Raw genomic sequence first — 18,991 nt, forward strand, 5'->3', positions numbered from 1 at the left:
TCTGGGAGATACACGACATCTTTTTCGTACACATGCCCATAAGCGTCATGACGCCCGATGACAATTGGCGAATGCGCGACAATGCAGGATTTTATGAGGTTTCAGAACGCAAAGTCCTGCGAGAACCAGTCAGGGTCTCGTGATACGGGATGAACGCACGTCATCGATGGCACGACCGAGGGCGGCATTCTCCGTGGTGCGGTTGGCGCCTTCATTCTCGGCTTCCCAGCGCGCATTGGCTTCGCGGATAACGGCAGCAAGCCGGGTTTCGCCGTAGGGTTCCAGAACCTCGTCCGGCTCAGCTTCATTCCTGACCGACGACCGGGGCTTGCGACCGGCCAGCATCATCGAAAGAAGACCAAGCAAAAACCCGGCCAGCAACCCAAGGGCGACAACCCCTTGCGGGGAGAGAGTGCGCGGGTTCGGTTCTGCCATGGCTGGCGTAACAATCCGCACTGTCGCAGCAGACCCAGCCGAGGCAGGCTCGCCCCTTGCCGCACGCATCTGCATATCTTCAAAGAGTGCCTGCTTTGCCGCCGCATCTCGTTCCAGCATCTGCAGCCGGGCTTTGTCTTCATCTGTTGCGGGCGTCGAGCCGAAACCGGCAATGGCAGCCGCTGCCTTTTGCTCGCGTTCGACCGCATTCTTAAGATCGGCCTGTAACACGCTACGCTGGCTGGAAATCTCCTTGTCGATTTCCGCTTCGATCTGGCTCGCTTCAGCCCCCTGCCCTGCGGCGCGATACCGCTCAACCAGTGCGCCCAGTGCTCCAGAACGCATGGATTCGGGCACGCCCTTACCTGCGAGGCTCTCGGCGGTCGCCCCGGTCAGGCTGTTGGCCTCCGCTGCAATACGCGCTGTCTCGGCCTTGCTGTCGGAGAACTCGCGTTGAAGTGCGGCCTTGTTGTCGTCATTGCCAAAATCCCGGCTGACGCGAAAAGCCGCTGCCGCTTGCTGCGCCGCTTCTGCATCGGCCTCCAGACTTTGCAGACGCGCCGAAAGATCACCCTCAACCCCGTTCAACTCTCTGCTGCCCTGCAGATGATCGCGAAACGCCTGCGCAACGGCATTGGCCAAAAGCGCTGCCGTTTCCGGCCTGTCAGCCGTGGCCTCGACATTGACCGTGCCACTGTCAAGCGCCTGTGTGAAGTCAAGGCGCTGGCGCAGCAATTGCACCCCCGACATCTTTTTATGTCCAGCCGTTGCTGGAGACTGCTGGTCTTCGGGCAGCAATCGGGTCAGGCGAAAGCGCAATTCCTCCAGAAATGAAGGCGCGCCCAGATCGGCTGCACGTTCAATGCGCGCCATCTGTGCAGCGCGCTCAAGAACAACATTCGAGGCAATTTCGCTGCGCCGTTCCGACGGGAAAACCTGCAACGATGCCGTCGCGCCATATTGGGGCGGTTCCAGAACAGCATATGTGGTTCCGATAATTCCGCCCAGCATGGTGAAACCGGCCAGAAGTCCCCAGCGACGCCTGCGGCGCGGCAATTGTACCGGCTGTTCAGGTTCCGGGACGGTGGCTGATGCAGGTGATTCCGACGCGGATGGTTCCTTGATCGGGGCACCGTCAAGATTGGCTTGCAACGCCTCCCGCACGGCATTCATCCGGCCCTGCATATCCGCCTTCGGATCGACCCGCTCGCTCTCTTCGGCGTCTTGCAAATCCTGTTTGCGGCGGAGCAATTCCTCGCGGCGCCTTTGATGTTCGCGGTCTTCGTCATTGTTTCCGGTCGTACGGACGGATGGCACAGGCTCAAGGAATTCCGGCGCATAGGCCAGAAGTGGGCGCACAGCCGCACGTCTCCTCTCTCCGTCCCGTTCCACCATCGCTCCGTCCCGCTTTTCACCCGTGGCTATTGATCCAGATTAATATTCATCATGGCAAATAAACCGTTAAAATTGCAATTATATGTATTGATTCATACAGATAAATCAGGAGACAGCCATGAGCGCGGAAACGGAATACCCGATCGATCCAGCCCGACTTGGCGGTATAATCCAGTTTATCCAACATGCAGAACGGCTGAAAAGCACTTTGCGTTCCGGCCATACCTCACAGGGCCGACCGGAAAGCACAGCCGAACATAGCTGGCGGCTATGCCTGCTGGTGATGCTGTTTGACCGGGAGCTGGGCGATTGCGACCGGCTGAAACTCATCAAGATGTGCATCATCCACGATCTGGGCGAGGCGATTTCCGGCGATGTGCCTGCCATCCATCAATCCGCCGATGATGGGCGAGCCGAGCGCGAAGAAGCCGACCTCATGACGCTATGCGCACCGCTGCCGGACGATCTCAGCGCAGAAATCATGGAGCTGTGGGCGGATTACAGCGAAGGCAAATCGACGGAAGCTATTTTTGCCAAGGGCTTCGACAAGCTCGAAACCATGATGCAGCATAATATCGGGCTCAATCCGCCGGATTTCGATTATGCGTTCAATCTCGATTACGGCGTCAGGCAGACGGCACGCCACCCGCTACTGCGCCAGTTCCGCGAAATCGTGGATGCGGAAACCCGGCGCAATGCAGAAAAACGTTAGCTCAGCGTCGCGAAGTGGCGCAGTGTGAAGGTGATCTGGTAAATCAGCGCAACGGCAGCGAAAACCGCATGATAGCGCCGGTTGCCCCAGAACACCGCAATCAGACTGAACAGGATGAAGCAAGCGACCTGAATGGGATATTCGATGCCGTAGAGCCGGTAGTGATCGGCTCCTTTCAGCAGTGTATCAATGAAATCGACCACATAGACCAGCGCCAGAATGCCGAAGAACCACTTGCGCCGTGAAATGAAATAATCGCGATAGCCGGTATATTCTTCCATACTGTCGGGGAAAAGCAGCGTGCTGAGCAGGAAATAAAGCCCAGCATAGAAGATAACGAACAGATACTTCTCGAAGGTCCAGAGCGGAATGGTTCGCAAGCTGAATTCAAACCACCAGAAGTGGATGACGGAAAGCAGAATGAAGCCCACCCATGCCAGATGGACCGGATAGATTTTCTGCTTGCCGGGATGCTGGATGAAACGCGCCAATCCTGTCAAAAGGCGTGAAACGCACAGGCCCAGGATCATGCCGATAATAATACGGACGTGTCCGAAAGCTTCTGATGGCGGAACGCCTGTCGTCAATGCCGGATCCATTGTCTCCCCATTCCAGCAACGCAAACAGGAACTGCTTCGTTGCTCTGTCCAGAATTTCAGATGGCAAGCATAATGGTCGATACCTTATGAGCAATCGGTAAACCGTACTGCAATAACCAGGCAGTACTTCGCAGGCAAATATCGTGCTTTTCGCCATACCGTCTTGCAGGTCGCAATCGCGCGGGTCTATATCCCAAGGGAATGAGAAAAGGCGTACATGACGCTGTGCGCCGGGAATCAAACAGGTGGAACAATCAATATGCATGACACGGTAATTCTGGTCGGTTGCGGCAATATGGGCTTCGCCATGCTGAAAGGTTGGCTCGATAGCGGTATCCTCAAGGCGAAAGACGTTTATGTCGTGGAACCGACCGAAGCGCTTCGTGATCGCGCCGCCGGTGCTGGCGTCCATGCCTTTGCCGATGCCGAAGCCCTCCCCGGCGATCTGAAGCCGCGCATGGTTCTCGTGGCTGTAAAGCCGCAGGTCATGGCACAGGTTCTGCCAGCTTATAAGCGCTTCGCACCCGCTGCCACTTTCGTCAGCGTTGCAGCCGGTATTCCGGTCGCCCTTTTTGAAAGCAAGCTTGGCCACGATGCAGCCATTCTTCGCTGCATGCCGAACACGCCTGCAGCCATCGGCAAGGGCATGCTGGTCACGTTCAAGAACGCCAATGTCACCGATGAAAACGAAGCCTTCGTCGCGCGCCTGCTTGAGACATCCGGCAAAGTCGCCAGTGTGGAAGATGAAGCGCTTATGGACGTCGTAACCGCCGTTTCGGGTTCGGGTCCGGCTTATGTATTTCACTTCATCGAATCCCTGACCGAAGCCGGTGTGACCGCCGGTCTGCCGCAGGAAACAGCCGCACTTCTGGCCATGCAGACCGTGATGGGTGCAGGCGCTCTGGCCGATGCCAGCACGGACACGCCGTCAAAGCTGCGCGAACAAGTGACAAGCCCGAACGGCACCACCGCTGCCGCGCTCGAAGTTCTTATGGGCGGTGACCGCCTCAAGACGCTTGTGGCAGAAGCCGTGGAAGCTGCCCGCAAGCGTTCGGTGGAACTGGGCAAAAGCTAGAGCATTTCCAGCAAAAGTGCGAAGCGGTTTTGCGTCGGATAATGCGTGAAAACAAATAGATAGAGCGGTTCCGACGATTCCATTTAAACCGGAACCGCTCTAAACTGAGAGACGTGGCACCGCTTCGATAAGCGCTCTAGTGACGGGCGCTTGCGGTGCCGTTATCAGTTCACGCGTCGGGCGGCATTCAACAATCTGCCCGCGCTCCATCACGGCGATACGGTCCGCCATCTGTGCCGCGACCGCTAGATCATGGGTGACGAAAAGATAAGCCGTCTGATCGGCTTTCTGTATATCCCGCAACAGGTTGAGAATGGCGCCGCGCACGGTGACATCGAGCGCCGAGACCGCCTCGTCCAGCACGATCAGCGACGGAGCAGTTGCAAGCGCCCGCGCAATCGCGACACGCTGGCGCTGCCCGCCGGAAATCTCGTGGACGCCGCGCCGCACCAGCGCCGGATCAAGCCCAACCGTTTGCAGAAGGCTCGCAACATCGCGCTTGAGCCCGTGGATGCGCAGCGGCTCGCGTAAGAGATCGTAGACGCTCGCACGCGGATTGAAAGCCGAGAGCGGGTCCTGAAACACCATCTGCATACGCGCCCGCTCTTTGCGGAGATTGGCACCTGTGAGCGCCAGCCAGTCCTTACCTTCGAAGCGGATTGTGCCGCTTTCAAGCGGATGAAGCCGCAGCAGAGCGCGCGCCAGCGTGGACTTGCCGCTGCCGGACGGGCCAACCAGCGCCAATGTCTCGCCCTGCCGGATCGTGAGGCTGACACCATCGAGCGCAAGGGCGTCGCCATAGCGCAAGCTGAGATTGTCGGCTTTCAGAAGCGGATCAGCCATGGGACGTCTCATGGGCTGCCTCCAGCACCGGCACGGCAGCGATCAGCGCCTTCGTATAATCTGTTTGTGGGTCAGAAATGATCGTTCTAGCGGGGCCAAGTTCCACCAGCACACCCCGCCGGAAAACCGCGATGCGGTCAGCCAGTCCCGATGCCAGTGCGATGTCATGAGTGATGAAAATCAGCGTCATCCCGTCTGCATGCACCAGTTCGCGCAAGAGTGAGACAATCTCCTTCTGCACGATGGTGTCGAGCGCGCTTGTCGGCTCGTCGGCAATCAGCAGGCGGGGACCGGCGGCAATAGCGAGCGCAATCGCGATGCGCTGTTTCTGCCCGCCCGAAAACTGGTGCGGATAGCGCGAAAAACTTGCTTCGGGTTGCGGAATGTGAACGCGCTGTAAAAGACTTACTGCTTTGGCTTTCGCTGCCGCTCGGTCAATTTTTGCGTGGGCGCGAATGGTCTCGACAAGTTGCGCGCCCACCATCATCAGTGGGTCGAAGCTCGATGCCGGGTCCTGAAACACGAAGCCAATGTCGCGTCCCGGTAGCGGCTTACCGTCTGCCCATTCCATATTGCCCGAAATGCGAGCATTGCCCGGCAGGAGCGAGGCCAGCGCCAGCGCCAGCGTGCTTTTGCCCGAGCCGCTTTCGCCAATGATCGCCAGTGTTTCACCGCGAAGGACATCGAGGTCGATAGTCTCCAGCGCAATTTCACGGCCATAGCGCACGGAAAGCTGTTCCAGCCGGACGATCACCGTCATGACTGCACCTCGCGCCGGGACAAGGCGTTCGTCAGTCCCTCGCCCGCCAGATAGACGCCCACAACAGTCAATGCCAGGGCCAGTCCCGGCAGGATCGAAAGCCAGGGTGCGGAACGCAGGACCGTACGCCCCTCGGCGATCATACCGCCCCAGGTGACGCGGTTCGGATCGCCCAGCCCCAGAAAGGACAGAGCCGCTTCGATCAATATGGCGGAAGCGACGACCACCGGCACCAGCGCCAGAACCGGCGGCAGAGCGTTGGGCAGTATCTGGCGGAAAGCGATTTCCATTGGATGCATGCCGATGACACGGGCGGAAGCCACATAGTCGCTTTCGCGGATTGTGAGCACCTGCCCGCGCGTGAGGCGCGCAGCCTGCGTCCAGCTCGAAAGCGCAATCGCGGCAATCAGCACCGGCAGTGTCGGTCCGGCAATGCTGACCAGCGCTAACGCCAGCAGAAAGCCCGGCACGGTCTGGAAGGCTTCCGTGATCCGCATCAGGACTTCATCGACGATACCGCCCGCAAAACCGGCCAGCGTCCCGATGATACTGCCGAGGATAATTGAGGCCAAGGCAGCGGCCAGCCCAACGCCAAGCGATGTGCGCGCGCCGTAGAAAAGTTCAGCCAGAACATTGCGTCCAAGCCGGTCGGTCCCGAAGATAAAATCTGTATTGTCAAAGGGTTGCAGCAAGGGCGTTGAGACAATGCTTAAAGGATCGGCGGGAAAGAGAAGAGGCGCTGAAACTGCTGCCAGCACGAGCAGCGCCAGCAGGATTGTACCTGTTATACCTTCACCCGTTCTGAAATAACGTTTAGAGCGGCTCATGCCCTGCCGCCCCCCGTCGCGATACGTGGATCAAGCCAGAGATAGATCAGGTCAATAAGGAAATTGACCACGATCACCATGATGGCGCTGACCAGAATGACGCCGAGCAGAAGCGGCGTGTCACGGCTTGCGACAGCCTCCTGCGCCAGTCGCCCCAGACCCGGCACGGCGAAAACGCTTTCGATCACCACGCTGCCGCCGAGCATGGATGCGGCCTGCAGGCCCAGCACGGTGACGAGCGGCAGCAAGGCGTTGCGCGCCACGTGGCGCAGGACAATGCGCGAATGCGAAATGCCCCTTGCCCGCAAGGCGCGCACGAAATCCATACGCCATGTCTCGGCCATGGCGGCGCGCATGACCCGCAAGTAAAGTGCCAGATAGATCACCGCCAGCGAAACAACCGGCAGCACCAGATGAACTGCAATGTCGCCAGCCCGCGCCAGCCCATGCTTGCCGGAAGCGATTGTTTCAATGCCGCTCGACGGCAACCAGCGCAGCCTGATCGAAAACAGGATGACCAGCACAAGCGCCAGCCAGAAACCGGGGATCGCATAAAGGACCAGGGATGCAACGGAGAGAAACCGGTCGCGAAAGCTTCTGGGCTTTGCACCTGCCACAATCCCGAGGAGCGAGCCCACGGCAAAAGACAAGGCAGTCGCCGCCCCCATCAGAAGCAGCGTGTTGGGCAAGCGTTCCAGAATGACGTCGAGAATGGGCCGGTTGAAACTGACGGACCAGCCGAGATTACCCTGCGCAAGCGCTGCCAGATAGGCCCCGAGCCGATGCCAGACCGATTGATCCAACCCCCAGCGCGCGCGCATTTCGGCAATCGTTGCCGCATCGCCGCCGAATGTCACGGCATAGGCGTCAACGGCATCCCCCGGCGCGCTTTCTACCAGGAAAAAGCAGCCGACAATGACAATCAGCAGCACGATGAAGCTGCCGAGCAGTCGTTTGCGGAGAAGGGCCAGAATCTGTTTCACGATGACAGGATACAATCAATCGGAAAGGTTCGTCACTGTTCCAGCCACGTATCCGCCCAGTTGGAAACAGCCCAGCGAGGATTGTTGGAAACATTCTTCACGCGGTCACGGGCAACGGTGATGAAACCCCATTCCGCCACGTTAATCAGTGGCAAATCTGCCTCCACCATCTGCTGGAACCGATGATAGAGCGCCGTGCGCTTTTTCTCATCGATTTCGCGTGCGGCTTTGGCGATCAGCGCGTCCAGTTCAGCATTGGCATAGCCGCCCTGATTGGAAAACGGCACGCCTGCCGGAATACCGCTTTCGACCAGAATTGTCGTGGATATGGCCGGATCGCCGCGATAAACCGTCGGTGCAATCGCCAGATCGAAGTCATGATCGGTGTAAACTGCCTTCTGGTGCGCGGCGGAATCATTATTGACGATGCGCGCATCGATGCCGACAGCAGCAAGCGCCTGACGCAGATAATCGCCGAACTGTTTCGTTTCATTGAAATAGGGCGCAGGAAGAAGCTTGAGCGCGAAGCGCGTGCCGTCCTTGCCCCGCTTGTAGCCAGCCTCGTCCAGAAGCGCATTCGCCTTCGCGACGTCGAACGGATAGGACGGCACGTCATCGGTATAAAACTGGCTGTCATAACGCGGCACAGGACCGGTCGAGGTTTTGGCATAACCGAGGAAAATCGTCTTCACCACAAAATCGCGGTCGATGGCATGAGCGATCGCCTGCCGAACCTTCAGGTCCGCCAGCTCCTTGCGGCGGTGGTTGATCTCCACCACAAGCTGATAGGTCAGCGCTTCATAGCCTTTCGAAATCACCGTCAGGCCCGGAACCTTCGAAATCCGGTCCAGATCGGCGAGCGGCACGGCGGAAAAAGCGGCAAGATCGATTTCTTCGGCCTCCAGCGCGCCTGCCGCTGCGGCACGGTCCGGTAACACGCGATAGACGATCTCATCCAGATAAGGCTCACCCTCGCCCCAATAATCATCGTTCCGTGTCAGCCGGTAATATTCTCCGGTCTTGTGCTCGGCATATTTGAACGGACCGGTTCCGACGAGCTTCTCATTGGCAGGATTGGCCATGATATCACTGCCCGCAAAGACGTGCTTCGGCAGCACTGCGGTCAATGCCGGTAAGGCATTACGGATAAGCTGGAAGGGCGTCGGCTCGGAGAAATGGAAGATGGCGGTAAGATCGTCCGGCGTTTCAACCTTCTCCAGCGCCTTGAACACAACACGTCCCAGGTTTTGCAGCGGCTTCCAGACTTCCATGGCCGAAAATGCCACATCCGCCGATGTAAACGGCTTGCCGTCATGCCATTTGACGCCTTCGCGCAGGTGGAACGTTGCCGTCAGCCCGTCGGTCGAACCTTCCCAGCTCGTGGCAAGCCGTGGCGTGAGACCATTTTCGCCTTCGAAAGACGCTTCCGCCAGAGGCTCGACCACCTTGCTCGCGACGAAGAAAACACCGTTGGACGCAACGATGGCCGGGTTCAGATTGCGTGGTTCTGAATCTGCGGCCACGACCAGCCGCCCGCCTTTCTGCGCCTCACCAGCCGCATTCGACCGTTGCGGCCAGATGGCGATAGCGGCCAAAGCGGTCGATCCCGCCAGAAAAGCCCTACGCGACAGAACCAGTTGAGCCATATCCATTGCCCCGCAATCACATTTTCATTCTCTGACTTTTTTATACCAGTCATCCGAATTTGACAGGATCAAAACCTGTCACCCGAACAATAAATATCGAAAAAAACATCGTTTTTCGGGATCTTTAACCGTCAAGTAAAAATAATATTTCAATGATTTGCTAGCTTATTATTGCAGTATTTCAACCTATGCGTTTGAATTATTTTTCCGATAAAAGCTTATTTAAAGAAAATCGCCTCTTGCCAAACAGGCCTTCTTCCGTAGATCATGGTTAATTATGTGTTGTCGTATTCCGTGAGCTTCCATTTCGACACGGCACACATAGACCACTGAAGAGCAATTCATGGCTCTTGTTTAAATGCATTTGTTCGCCCCAATTCATTTCCCAGGCAACAAATGCCCCCTAGTTACTCGCGCATCTTGTTCCGAGAACCGTTTCACACTTTTCGGGATGCGCTCTAAGGCTAAACCACATTGGAAGAGAGGAAACAGAAATGTCTAGTTTGCTGCCCCCGCTTCATGACGGTCACGCACCGATCTATCTGCATCATGCATTCCAGGATGCGGTCGATGCCTATGAAGATTGGGCTCTGGAAACGACCGAACCGTCCGTTCAGGTCAACGGCAAGGTTACACGGATCAGCGTCGTCTTTCGTCGCCTGTGGAACTGCACCGATATGGTGCCGCGCCACACGCTGGAAGCGCTGAAGGATATCGTCCCGACCGGCATCATTCATGCCGAACACTGGAAGGAAACGCCGACATTTGCAGAAGCTGCCCGCATCATGCGTGCCGCTCTGGAACGGCGCAAGGCGCGACGGCTCCCGGTCGTGTGCTGATTTTCCTGAACCCCATAAAGGAAACGGGCGGATTTTCCGCCCGTTTTGCATTTCTCGCTCTGAAACAACGCGCTCTAGCTGTTTGGTTGCGGAACATCATTGGGATGAGGTAGGATGGGCTATTGCTGAAAATGCCTGGCGTTTCGAAACCATGATTAATGAGGCCCTGTGATGATGCAAATCCATCCTCAAGCGCGAACGACCCCTGCAGTACGAGCAGAGATCGCCCGATCAACGGAGCCGACAAGTGTCATCGCCAGACGCTATGGCATCAGCGATGAAACAGTGCGCAAATGGCGCAAACGGGGAGAGCATGCTGTCCAGGATCGCTCGAGCCGTCCAAAGCGTTTGCCATGGCGCGTCACGGAGGAAGAGCGTGCCATCATCTGCGCGGTGCGACGCGCAACGGGCTTTCCACTGGATGATCTGACTTTCGTCCTTCGCCACTTTCTGCCGCATCTCAACCGCGACAACATCTATCGTGTCCTGAAGGCTGAAGGTCTGAACAGGCGTCCCGCAAAACCATCAACCCTTCCGACCAAAGGACAGGGCCGCTTTCGCGAATATGATCTGGGCTACGTCCATATTGACGTCAAACATTTACCGAAGCTGCGGACCGCAGATGGAGAGATACGCAAGCGTTATCTTTATGTTGCAATCGATCGCTGTTCGCGCTTCGTACATCTGGCCGTTTACGATGCTGAAAATGCAGCCAATGCAGTTGCCTTCCTGAGCCAGACACGAAAGGCGTTTCCCTTCCGCATCACGCATGTGCTCACTGATCGCGGATCATGCTTCACCGCCGATGCCTTCGAAGAAGCCTGCGCAAAACTCAAAGTCATCCGCCGTACGACAAAGCCATATACGCCCCAGACTAACGGCATGGTGGAACGCTTTAACGGTCGTGTCGCGAGCGAAGTTCTCGGTATCAATGTCGCCGGCCATGCAGATCTCGAAACACTGCTCATCGGCTTCAACCATGCCTACAATCGACGAAGACAGCGGGTTCTTTCGGGAATGTCGCCCGTCGACAAAGTAAAGCAACATATTGAGAAGAACGCTCGCCTCGCCAACCCTGTTTACAAACCCGCAATTGACGACGAACTCATGGCCAAAGTAGATGATGTGCTTTATTATGCCAATGAGGTCTCACAACCAGACAGCTAGGCTCCAGACTCAATTGATCCACCATGTGACGATGGCGGCGATGTAGCAGGTCGCGGCGAAGTTAATCATGAGCTTGTCATATCGTGTCGCGACGCGCCTCCAATCCTTGAGGCGGCAGAAGGTGCGTTCGATGATATTTCGCCGTCGATAGGCGATGGGGCCGAACGGCCTGATCCGCTTTCGGGTTGGATTGTTGGGAATGACCGGTTGCGTGCCTCGCATTGCAAGGAAGTCTCGCAAAGCGTCGCTGTCGTAAGCAGTGTCTGCTGCACAGAGGCGTGTCCAAGGCAAAGGCTCGAGCAGTGGAATGGCAACAGGGGCGTCGCCGCGTTGCCCTGGCGTTATTCGCAACGCGACTGGACGGCCACAACCATCGACAACAGCATGGATTTTTGTCAATCTGCCGCCTCGCGAGCGACCGATTGCTTCGGCATCGGCCCCCCTTTTCCGCCAGCGGCAGAGCGGTGTGCTTTTGCGGTGGTGCTGTCGATCATATGGATGTCCCGATCAGTCGATTGCACCAAAGCTTCAAACAGCCGCCGCCATATTCCTTTGGCTGACCAGCGATGGAAGCGATTGTAGACGGTGGTTGGAGGTCCGTAGCAGGCTGGACAATCCTGCCATCGGCAACCCGATCGCAGGACGTGGATGATTCCACTGATGACCCGGCGATCGTCGGTGCGATGAGCACCAGGCTGGTTGGTCGGAAGCAGTGGCGCAATCACTGCCCACTGCTGCTCATCAAGCCAGAATTCTCCTGCCATGGTCCAAAACTCCTGCTGTAGAAGGCAGTGAACCACGGAGAACCAATATGATCAACAGTCTGATTGGGTTTTGACCCTAGAGCATAATCCGACCGGAATGAAACGAGGATCGATAAGATTATGCTTGAAATAGAAGAAGTTAGAGCGCCGAGCTGATCCAATCAGATCGAAACGCGCTCTAAACGACAGGATCAAGCTTGCGGAACCGCACGCGGGCGCTGCGTTCGATGGCGGCAACGGTCAGCTCATCGAGCGTCCAGCGGTCACGCAACATCTGGAGGAACTCCAGCTCCTCCTGCTCCACATGCAGATCGGCGGCGGCCACCTCGACAGCCAGCGCATAGGCCGTATCGTAGAGGCGTTCCGGCAAGGCTTCGTGAGCGAGGTCGAGAATCTTCTCCAGACCATCTTCATAGGCCAGCAGCGCATAGCAATCATTGGCAAGCTGCGGCAGACGCCCGGTATCGAAACCACGGAAAACCGGCAGGCGCGTCACCACATTTCCGATGGATTCCAGTTCGGCATCTGTCATGGTGGTATCGGCTGCAGACGTCGTAATCATGATATAGACGAGTGCATCCTGCGGGGTGATCTTTTTCATCGCGTACTCCTGCACAACAATGGCCGGAATCAACTCCAACGGCCCAAATTGGTTTGAAAGTTAGGAAGCCGCATCCCGTTGCGCAAGGAAATTCGGTCGCAACCGTTGACGGACAGTGGTTGCCGCGCCATAGAGCAGTATGCGCCTCACTTGCGCGTAAGTTTTAACGAGTAGCCCCCTTCACAGGATTGAACCATGACCTCGCACCGCCTTCCCGAAATCACGCTGACCCCGGAACTGACCGTGGCGGCTGCGGAAGCGAAAGCATGGCCTTTTGAAGAAGCGAAGAAAATCCTCAAGCGCTATGCAAAGACCGGCCTGCCGGAGACAGTGATCTTCGAGACCGGCTATGGTCCTTCCGGCCTGCCGCATATCGGCACGTTCGGCGAAGTGGCGCGCACCTCGATGGTGCGCCATGCCTTCCGCATCCTGACCGAAGACAAGGTCAAGACGCGCCTGATCTGCTTTTCGGACGATCTCGACGGCATGCGCAAGATTCCGGACAATGTGCCGGACAAGGCAGCTCTTGAGCCCTATCTGCAAATGCCGCTGTCGACCGTTCCGAACCCGTTCGGCGGCGACTACAAGAGCTTTGCGGATCACAACAACGCCATGCTGTGCCGCTTCCTCGACACTTTCGGCTTCGATTACGAATTCGCCAGCGCGACCGAGTATTACAAGTCCGGCAAGTTCGACGCCGTGCTTCTCAAGGCCGTCGAGCGCTATGATGACATCATGAAGGTCATGCTGCCGACACTCGGCGAAGAGCGTCAGGCTACCTACAGCCCGTTCCTGCCGATCTCGCCGAAGTCCGGCCGCGTGCTTTACGTGCCGATGAAGAGCGTGGATGCCAAGGCTGGCACCATCACGTTCGACGATGAAGACGGCGTTGAAACCACCCTGTCCGTCACAGGCGGCAAGGTGAAGCTGCAGTGGAAGCCGGATTTCGGCATGCGCTGGGCAGCGCTCGGCGTCGATTTCGAAATGTTCGGCAAGGACCACCAGACCAATGCGGGCGTTTATGACCGCATTTGCGAAATCCTCGGCGGTCGCGCGCCGGAACATTTCGTCTACGAACTGTTCCTCGACCAGCTTGGCCAGAAGATTTCCAAATCCAAGGGCAACGGCATTTCCATCGATGAATGGCTGGCCTATGCGCCGACCGAAAGCCTTGCGCTCTACAACTTCCAGAAGCCGAAGACCGCCAAGCGTCTCTATTTCGATGTCATTCCGAAGGCGGTGGACGAATATTTCACCTATCTCTCGGCCTATGAGCGTCAGGAATGGAAGGACCGGCTGAACAATCCGGTCTGGCACATTCATTACGGCAATCCGCCGAAGGTGAACCTGCCGGTCACCTTCGCGCTGATGCTCAATCTGGTCAGTGCATCGAATGCCGAAAATCCGGCTGTGCTGTGGGGCTTCATCTCACGCCATGTGCCGGGCGTCACGCCGGAAAACAACCCGGAACTCGACGCGCTCGTCGGCTATGCGATCCGTTACTTCAACGATTTCGTGAAGCCGACCAAGCAGTTCCGCGCGCCTGACGATGTAGAGCGCGCAGCGCTCGAAGCGCTGGATGCCAAGCTTGTAACGCTGCCTGCCGGCAGCGATGGCAACGACATCCAGAATGCCATTCTCGATGTTGCCCGCGCCATCGAGCGTTATCAGGACCACACCAAGAAGAGCCCGGAAGGCGGTCCCGGTGTTTCGGTTTCCTTCTTCCAGATGCTCTATGAAGTGCTGATCGGCCAGGAACGCGGACCGCGCTTCGGCTCTTTCGTCGCACTTTACGGCGTCGACGAAACCCGCGCGCTGATCAAAAAGGCTCTGGCTGGCGAACTGGCGTAGACATCAAGACCTGCTCTAACCCAGACCAATGAATTCAAACAATAAGGGCGGCTTCGAGCCGCCCTTATTGTTTTGTACCGACACCCTCATCCTGAGCCTGTCGAAGGACGAGAGTTCAGAAAGCACAAGCCCGACCCTTCGGCCCGACCCTTTGACACGCTGCTTCGCACCGGCTCAGGATAAGGCTTGGTTGCCGCCCAGAACGGGATGATGGTTTGATTTAGAGCAGTCCCAGTTCAAACGGAGTTGCCGGAACCGCTCTAACTATTTGTTTCGACGCATTGTCCGACGCATCGAAGCGGGATCAGAAATCAGTCCAGTGGATTGATTTCCCCGCGTAGGCGCTACGCACTTTTGCTGGAAATGCTCTCAATTCGGCCGCTCTATTGTGCGGGCGGCGCAGGCGGAAACTCACCCTGCGTCTGTGGGGACGGCGAAGACGGCTGCGGCTCCGTTTCAGGGGCCAGCGGCGAAGGATTATCCATCATATTGCCGCTATCCGGCTCCGGATTGGGCAGCGACGTATCAGGCTTGTCGCCGAAGATACCGAGGCGAGCCTCCACGGCCTTGCGGCCCGCTTCGTCATAGGCACCGCCCGGAACAGCCTTCGCCCAGCCATTGGCGACGAGCCATGCGGCTGCATCTTCATTGCCCAGCGTACATTCGGTTGCGACTGCCGCACCGCTGTCGTTTTCAGGCAGGCGGCACATGACGGCACGGGAGCGCAGCCATTGCCGGAAGGCAGTGCGCGCTTGCATGCCGCATGGCCAGCTTTCGCCGGAAGCTGTCTGGCATGTCTGTTCCACCGGCACGATTTCGATGCCCTGCAGTTCGATCATGCGGCCTTGACTTTCCAGCCGTCCGGCGGCCACCGCGACAGGACGCTGCAAAAGCTGCATCTGTTCGCCCGCATCGACAGGTGTGGCCGGTGCAGGCGGCTCCGGCGGCTTGGGCGTGGATGCAAGACCAAGATCGCTCAGCGGGGGACGCGGTGCCTCGCGTTGCATGTCACTTTCATTGGATTGATCGTTAGCCGTGCCGTTTTCCGGCGATGCAGGCGACTGCCCTTCAGCGGGTGCGCCCTCGCCCGGCTGCGGTGAGGTCCCCTCCGGTACATTGCCCGTTTCAGGCGGTGTTCCCGGTTCATTATAGTCAAACTGTTCGACAACGATGCCGTTGCCCGTACCGGAGCCGGTCTGCGTGTCACCGGAATGGATGACGACGACAGGTCGATCCAGCGCGCCATAGAACGGCGCCACGAAGGCTGCGACCAGAACTGCGCCTGTTATGCCAGCCAGACCGCCGAAAACGGCGCGCGCATGGCTTCTGTCCTGCGATTGCGCCATTACTGGCTCGCCCACAAAATGCGGGCGACCCATTCGATATCCTTCGACTCGAAGATGCGGTTCGGATGTTCGGGATTGAGCGAGTGAAGCTCAATGGTTCGCGGCGTCTGGCGATGCAGGATCTTGGCCATCACTTCTCCGTCTTTCGTTCGCACCACCACGCGATCGCCCCGGCGAATGGCGTTATTGGGTGCAACGATCAGCGTATCGCCATCACGATAAAGGGGCAACATCGAGTCACCCGAAACCTCCAGCGCATACACACCTTCCCCCGATCCGGCGGGAAATTCCACAATGTCCCAGCCTTGCCCCGCCGGGAAACCGGCATCGTCGAAATAGCCGCCCGCACCGGCTTCGGCCATGCCGAGCAATGGAATGGACTGCATGTCCTGCGTATATTCGCCGAATTGCGGCGTGCGGTTTTCGCCCTGAATGAGCCGCGTGAACTCATCGAAGGTCGAGCCGGTTGCCTCCATCACCTTGGCGAGCGATTCCGTCGAAGGCCAGCGCGCGCGCCCGTCGGAAGCATAGCGCTTGGATTTGTTAAAGGTCGTTGGGTCCAGCCCTGCCCGACGCGCCAGCCCGGACGCACTCAGGGAATGACGTTCAGCCAGGGCATCGATGGCCGCCCACACGCTCTCGTGAGAAAACATAGTCATGATCCGCCACGTAGGTTCCAACATATCTTCCTGAACAGTCCCCATCAGGAAAGATATGCTTCAAAGGATTTTAAACCTAATTTCCGTCCCATCTTCGGCTTCAACCTACCGAAAAAGCTATAATTACGCAAGACGGCTGAATTAACAGGGAAAATTTTCTTATTTTCAGGCTATGTCATTTCAGCAAAAGCGGATCACGCAAACAAAAAGCGCGGCATGAAACATGCCGCGCCTGATGATTTTGCGAAGGAGGGAGCTTACGCTGCCTTCTTCATTTCCGTCTTGTACGGGTTGAAGCGCTGATAGAAGCTTTCGCCGTTCTCGGCCATTTCGAGAAGTAGCTTCGGCGCCTTGAACTGCTGGCCGTATTTCTTCTGCAAGTCCTTGGCGAGCTTGACGAATTTCTTCGCGCCCATGCCATCGATATAGGACAGCGTACCCCCTGTATAAGGCGCAAAACCGAAGGCAAGGATGGAGCCGACATCCGCTTCACGCGGATCGGTGACGATGCCTTCTTCCATCACGCGGGCAGCTTCCAGAGCGATGGTGACGAGGAAGCGTTCCTTCAGCTCCTTCACATCGATCTTGTCAGGATTCTGCTGCGGATAGAGATCCTTGAGGCCCGGCCACAAATGCTTCTTGGCGGGCTTTGCCGGATAATCGTAGAAGCCCTTGCCGTTCTTGCGGCCCTTGCGGTCAAACTCGTTGACAAGACGATCCACCAGTTCCACATGGCGCGGATCAACGGCTTTTTCACCGAGGTCCACAAGCGTTGCCTTGAGGATTTTCTGTGAAAGATCGATAGCCGTTTCATCATTGAGCGCAAGCGGTCCAACCGGCATGCCGGCCATGCGGGCGGCATTCTCGATCATCGCAGCCGGGACACCTTCAACAAGCATGTTGTAGGCTTCCGACATATAGCGCAGCACGCAGCGATTGACGTAGAAGCCACGCGTGTCGTTGACGACAATCGGCGTCTTCTTGATTGCACGCACGTAATCGAGGGCTACGGCCAATGCCTTGTCCGAGGTCTTCTTGCCGAGGATCACTTCCACCAGCATCATCTTGTCGACCGGCGAGAAGAAGTGAATGCCGATGAAGTTTTTCGGACGCTTGGAGACTTTCGCAAGACCGGTAATCGGCAGGGTCGAGGTGTTCGACGCGAAAACCGCAGAAGTCTTCAGCACTTCCTCGGCCTTTTCAGTCGCCACGCGCTTGACTTCGCGGTCCTCGAACACGGCCTCGATCACCAGATCGGCACCTTCGAGAAGCGCGTAATCCGGCGTTGCCGTGATAAGCGACAGGAGCTTTTCCTTGTCCGCTTCCGTGGCGCGGCCCTTCTGCATTTCCTTGGCGATAAGGTCAGCGGCGTGTGCCTTACCCTTGTCGGCAGATTCCTGATCGCGGTCGATCAGCACCACCGGAATGCCAGCCTTCGCCGTCACATAAGCAATGCCTGCACCCATGAAGCCCGCGCCGATAACGCCGATCTTCTTGAGCTTGGTCGGCTTTTCATCGACCGGACGACGCGCGCCCTTGTTCAATTCCTGCAACGACACGAACAGCGAGCGGATCATCATGCCCGCTTCGGTCGTCTGGAGAATTTCGGTAAAGTAGCGCTGCTCAATCTTGAGGCCGGTATCGAAAGGAACCAGAAGGCCTTCATAAACCGACTTCAGGATAGCGAGTGCCGCCGGATAATTGCCGGACGTTTCGCGACGCAGGATTGCCGTTGCAGCAGGCCAAAGGTTCGCACCAGCAGCCGAATAGATCGCGCCGCCCGGCAGCTTGAAGCCCTTTTCATCCCAAGGCTGAACCGGCTTGAGGCCGCCCTTGATGAGCTTCTTTGCAGTTTCGACCAGCTTCTTGGCCGGAGCGATCTCGGTGACGAGACCCATCGCCTTGGCGCGCTGCGCCGTCAGGCTGGAACCCGTCGTCATCATCTGGAGCGCATCCTGCTGGTTGGCGAGGCGCGGAACGCGCTGCGTACCGCCAGCCCCCGGAAACAGGCCGACTTTCACTTCCGGCAGGGCCATCTTCACGCCCGGAGCATCGGATGCCACGCGGGCATGGCAGGCGAGCGACATTTCAAACGCACCGCCCATGCAGGTGCCGTTGATGGCCGAAACCCAAGGCTTGCCGCAGGTTTCAAGCTTGCGGAAAAGGCCGCTCATTTTGCCGACATTGTCGAACAGGGTCTGGACCGCGCCTTGTGGGTCCTTGGCCTTCTGCTTCTGAAACTCCTTGAACATGCCTTCCAGCATGGTCAGGTCGGCGCCACCGGAGAAGGTATCCTTACCGGATGTTATAACGACACCCTTGATCTTGTCGTCAGCGGTCACCGCATCGATGATGGAATTCAATTCCTGCATCGCCTCGACGGTGAAGACATTCATCGACTTTTCAGGCATGTCCCAGGTAACGAGAGCGATGCCATCGACGTCGGTTTCAACTTTGAAATTCGTGTAAGCCATTCGTAGAACCTCCCT

The 18,991-nt window shown here is 57.5% G+C and carries 17 protein-coding genes; 5 read left to right on the forward strand and 12 right to left on the reverse strand.

All coding sequences use genetic code 11. The features are described 5' to 3' along the window. Positions 1 to 129 precede the first annotated feature (129 nt). Positions 130 to 1,830 carry a lipopolysaccharide biosynthesis protein gene (locus tag MKS82_RS21600; protein WP_109989557.1) on the reverse strand — a complete coding sequence of 567 codons (1,701 nt, stop codon included), beginning with the start codon at positions 1,828 to 1,830 and terminating at the stop codon, positions 130 to 132. Between the two features lie 118 nt (positions 1,831 to 1,948). Here MKS82_RS21600 and MKS82_RS21605 point away from each other — a divergent pair, with 118 nt between their 5' ends. After that, complete coding sequence (locus MKS82_RS21605) at positions 1,949 to 2,542, forward strand: HD domain-containing protein (RefSeq protein ID WP_109989558.1); 594 nt, start codon at positions 1,949 to 1,951, stop codon at positions 2,540 to 2,542. On the opposite strand, the gene MKS82_RS21610 is transcribed toward MKS82_RS21605, so the two are convergent. Continuing rightward, on the reverse strand, positions 2,539 to 3,141 hold the full coding sequence (locus tag MKS82_RS21610; protein WP_109989559.1) for a hypothetical protein: 603 nt from the start codon (positions 3,139 to 3,141) through the stop codon (positions 2,539 to 2,541). The two genes, MKS82_RS21605 and MKS82_RS21610, sit on opposite strands and share 4 nt — an antisense overlap. A 259-nt stretch (positions 3,142 to 3,400) precedes the next feature. Between MKS82_RS21610 and proC the strand changes: the two genes are divergently transcribed. Beyond that, the gene (proC, locus tag MKS82_RS21615) at positions 3,401 to 4,216 is read left to right on the forward strand and encodes a pyrroline-5-carboxylate reductase (protein ID WP_109989569.1); all 816 of its coding nucleotides are present in this window, start codon (positions 3,401 to 3,403) and stop codon (positions 4,214 to 4,216) included. Positions 4,217 to 4,315: 99 nt separating this feature from the next. Here the strand turns inward: proC and MKS82_RS21620 are convergent, their stop codons facing one another. Genes MKS82_RS21620 through MKS82_RS21640 form a run of 5 tightly spaced genes read right to left on the reverse strand, consistent with a single transcriptional unit; the run spans position 4,316 to position 9,275 of the window. Then, entirely contained in the window at positions 4,316 to 5,059 is a 744-nt protein-coding gene (locus tag MKS82_RS21620; RefSeq protein WP_109989560.1) for an ABC transporter ATP-binding protein, read from the reverse strand. Beyond that, the gene (locus MKS82_RS21625) at positions 5,052 to 5,819 is read right to left on the reverse strand and encodes an ATP-binding cassette domain-containing protein (protein ID WP_109989561.1); all 768 of its coding nucleotides are present in this window, start codon (positions 5,817 to 5,819) and stop codon (positions 5,052 to 5,054) included. Before MKS82_RS21625 ends, MKS82_RS21620 begins: the two co-directional genes overlap by 8 nt. Then, on the reverse strand, positions 5,816 to 6,646 hold the full coding sequence (locus MKS82_RS21630; protein ID WP_109989562.1) for an ABC transporter permease: 831 nt from the start codon (positions 6,644 to 6,646) through the stop codon (positions 5,816 to 5,818). The genes MKS82_RS21625 and MKS82_RS21630 overlap by 4 nt, the downstream gene beginning before the upstream one ends. Beyond that, entirely contained in the window at positions 6,643 to 7,644 is a 1,002-nt protein-coding gene (locus MKS82_RS21635; RefSeq protein WP_109989563.1) for an ABC transporter permease, read from the reverse strand. Before MKS82_RS21635 ends, MKS82_RS21630 begins: the two co-directional genes overlap by 4 nt. A 17-nt stretch (positions 7,645 to 7,661) precedes the next feature. After that, on the reverse strand, positions 7,662 to 9,275 hold the full coding sequence (locus MKS82_RS21640) for an ABC transporter substrate-binding protein (RefSeq protein WP_109989570.1): 1,614 nt from the start codon (positions 9,273 to 9,275) through the stop codon (positions 7,662 to 7,664). Positions 9,276 to 9,769: 494 nt separating this feature from the next. Here MKS82_RS21640 and MKS82_RS21645 point away from each other — a divergent pair, with 494 nt between their 5' ends. Together MKS82_RS21645 and MKS82_RS21650 are read left to right on the forward strand one after the other, a co-directional pair. Beyond that, complete coding sequence (locus tag MKS82_RS21645; protein WP_109989564.1) at positions 9,770 to 10,114, forward strand: hypothetical protein; 345 nt, start codon at positions 9,770 to 9,772, stop codon at positions 10,112 to 10,114. Between the two features lie 171 nt (positions 10,115 to 10,285). Beyond that, positions 10,286 to 11,281, forward strand: coding sequence for an IS481 family transposase (locus tag MKS82_RS21650; protein WP_240579215.1), 996 nt, complete (start codon positions 10,286 to 10,288; stop codon positions 11,279 to 11,281). Between the two features lie 9 nt (positions 11,282 to 11,290). Here MKS82_RS21650 and MKS82_RS21655 read toward each other — a convergent pair. Both MKS82_RS21655 and MKS82_RS21660 read right to left on the reverse strand, forming a co-directional pair. After that, positions 11,291 to 12,045 (reverse strand): IS5 family transposase gene (locus MKS82_RS21655; RefSeq protein ID WP_109989383.1). Its coding sequence is split into 2 segments (ribosomal slippage): positions 11,291 to 11,715 and positions 11,715 to 12,045, totalling 756 coding nucleotides; the frame shifts between segments, so codons are not numbered across the junction. Positions 12,046 to 12,223: 178 nt separating this feature from the next. Beyond that, positions 12,224 to 12,646 (reverse strand): tellurite resistance TerB family protein, encoded by a 423-nt coding sequence (locus MKS82_RS21660; protein WP_061346917.1) that lies wholly within the window; start codon positions 12,644 to 12,646, stop codon positions 12,224 to 12,226. Between the two features lie 195 nt (positions 12,647 to 12,841). On the opposite strand from MKS82_RS21660, the gene MKS82_RS21665 reads away from it, so the two are divergent. Then, complete coding sequence (locus MKS82_RS21665; RefSeq protein ID WP_109989382.1) at positions 12,842 to 14,497, forward strand: lysine--tRNA ligase; 1,656 nt, start codon at positions 12,842 to 12,844, stop codon at positions 14,495 to 14,497. Positions 14,498 to 14,880: 383 nt separating this feature from the next. On the opposite strand, the gene MKS82_RS21670 is transcribed toward MKS82_RS21665, so the two are convergent. From MKS82_RS21670 to MKS82_RS21680, 3 genes are all read right to left on the reverse strand, one after another. Next, entirely contained in the window at positions 14,881 to 15,843 is a 963-nt protein-coding gene (locus MKS82_RS21670) for a thermonuclease family protein (protein WP_109989381.1), read from the reverse strand. Then, positions 15,843 to 16,496 carry a S24 family peptidase gene (locus MKS82_RS21675; RefSeq protein ID WP_109989380.1) on the reverse strand — a complete coding sequence of 218 codons (654 nt, stop codon included), beginning with the start codon at positions 16,494 to 16,496 and terminating at the stop codon, positions 15,843 to 15,845. The genes MKS82_RS21670 and MKS82_RS21675 overlap by 1 nt, the downstream gene beginning before the upstream one ends. Positions 16,497 to 16,759: 263 nt before the next feature. Continuing rightward, positions 16,760 to 18,976 (reverse strand): FAD-dependent oxidoreductase, encoded by a 2,217-nt coding sequence (locus MKS82_RS21680; protein ID WP_109989379.1) that lies wholly within the window; start codon positions 18,974 to 18,976, stop codon positions 16,760 to 16,762. Positions 18,977 to 18,991 lie beyond the last annotated feature (15 nt).

It is taken from the genome of Ochrobactrum sp. A-1, from assembly GCF_022488005.1.
Lineage (GTDB): Bacteria > Pseudomonadota > Alphaproteobacteria > Rhizobiales > Rhizobiaceae > Brucella.

What these genes read in the sequence shown, in the direction of transcription:
- MKS82_RS21625 (WP_109989561.1), bottom strand. Translation starts at nt 5,819, where the DNA reads ATGACGGTGATCGTCCGGCTGGAACAGCTTTCCGTGCGCTATGGCCGT.
- MKS82_RS21680 (WP_109989379.1), bottom strand. Translation starts at nt 18,976, where the DNA reads ATGGCTTACACGAATTTCAAAGTTGAAACCGACGTCGATGGCATCGCT.
- MKS82_RS21670 (WP_109989381.1), bottom strand. Translation starts at nt 15,843, where the DNA reads ATGGCGCAATCGCAGGACAGAAGCCATGCGCGCGCCGTTTTCGGCGGT.
- MKS82_RS21660 (WP_061346917.1), bottom strand. Translation starts at nt 12,646, where the DNA reads ATGAAAAAGATCACCCCGCAGGATGCACTCGTCTATATCATGATTACG.
- MKS82_RS21620 (WP_109989560.1), bottom strand. Translation starts at nt 5,059, where the DNA reads ATGGCTGATCCGCTTCTGAAAGCCGACAATCTCAGCTTGCGCTATGGC.
- MKS82_RS21650 (WP_240579215.1), top strand. Translation starts at nt 10,286, where the DNA reads ATGATGCAAATCCATCCTCAAGCGCGAACGACCCCTGCAGTACGAGCA.
- proC (WP_109989569.1), top strand. Translation starts at nt 3,401, where the DNA reads ATGCATGACACGGTAATTCTGGTCGGTTGCGGCAATATGGGCTTCGCC.
- MKS82_RS21605 (WP_109989558.1), top strand. Translation starts at nt 1,949, where the DNA reads ATGAGCGCGGAAACGGAATACCCGATCGATCCAGCCCGACTTGGCGGT.
- MKS82_RS21675 (WP_109989380.1), bottom strand. Translation starts at nt 16,496, where the DNA reads ATGTTTTCTCACGAGAGCGTGTGGGCGGCCATCGATGCCCTGGCTGAA.
- MKS82_RS21610 (WP_109989559.1), bottom strand. Translation starts at nt 3,141, where the DNA reads ATGGATCCGGCATTGACGACAGGCGTTCCGCCATCAGAAGCTTTCGGA.
- MKS82_RS21645 (WP_109989564.1), top strand. Translation starts at nt 9,770, where the DNA reads ATGTCTAGTTTGCTGCCCCCGCTTCATGACGGTCACGCACCGATCTAT.
- MKS82_RS21640 (WP_109989570.1), bottom strand. Translation starts at nt 9,275, where the DNA reads ATGGCTCAACTGGTTCTGTCGCGTAGGGCTTTTCTGGCGGGATCGACC.
- MKS82_RS21600 (WP_109989557.1), bottom strand. Translation starts at nt 1,830, where the DNA reads ATGGTGGAACGGGACGGAGAGAGGAGACGTGCGGCTGTGCGCCCACTT.
- MKS82_RS21630 (WP_109989562.1), bottom strand. Translation starts at nt 6,646, where the DNA reads ATGAGCCGCTCTAAACGTTATTTCAGAACGGGTGAAGGTATAACAGGT.
- MKS82_RS21665 (WP_109989382.1), top strand. Translation starts at nt 12,842, where the DNA reads ATGACCTCGCACCGCCTTCCCGAAATCACGCTGACCCCGGAACTGACC.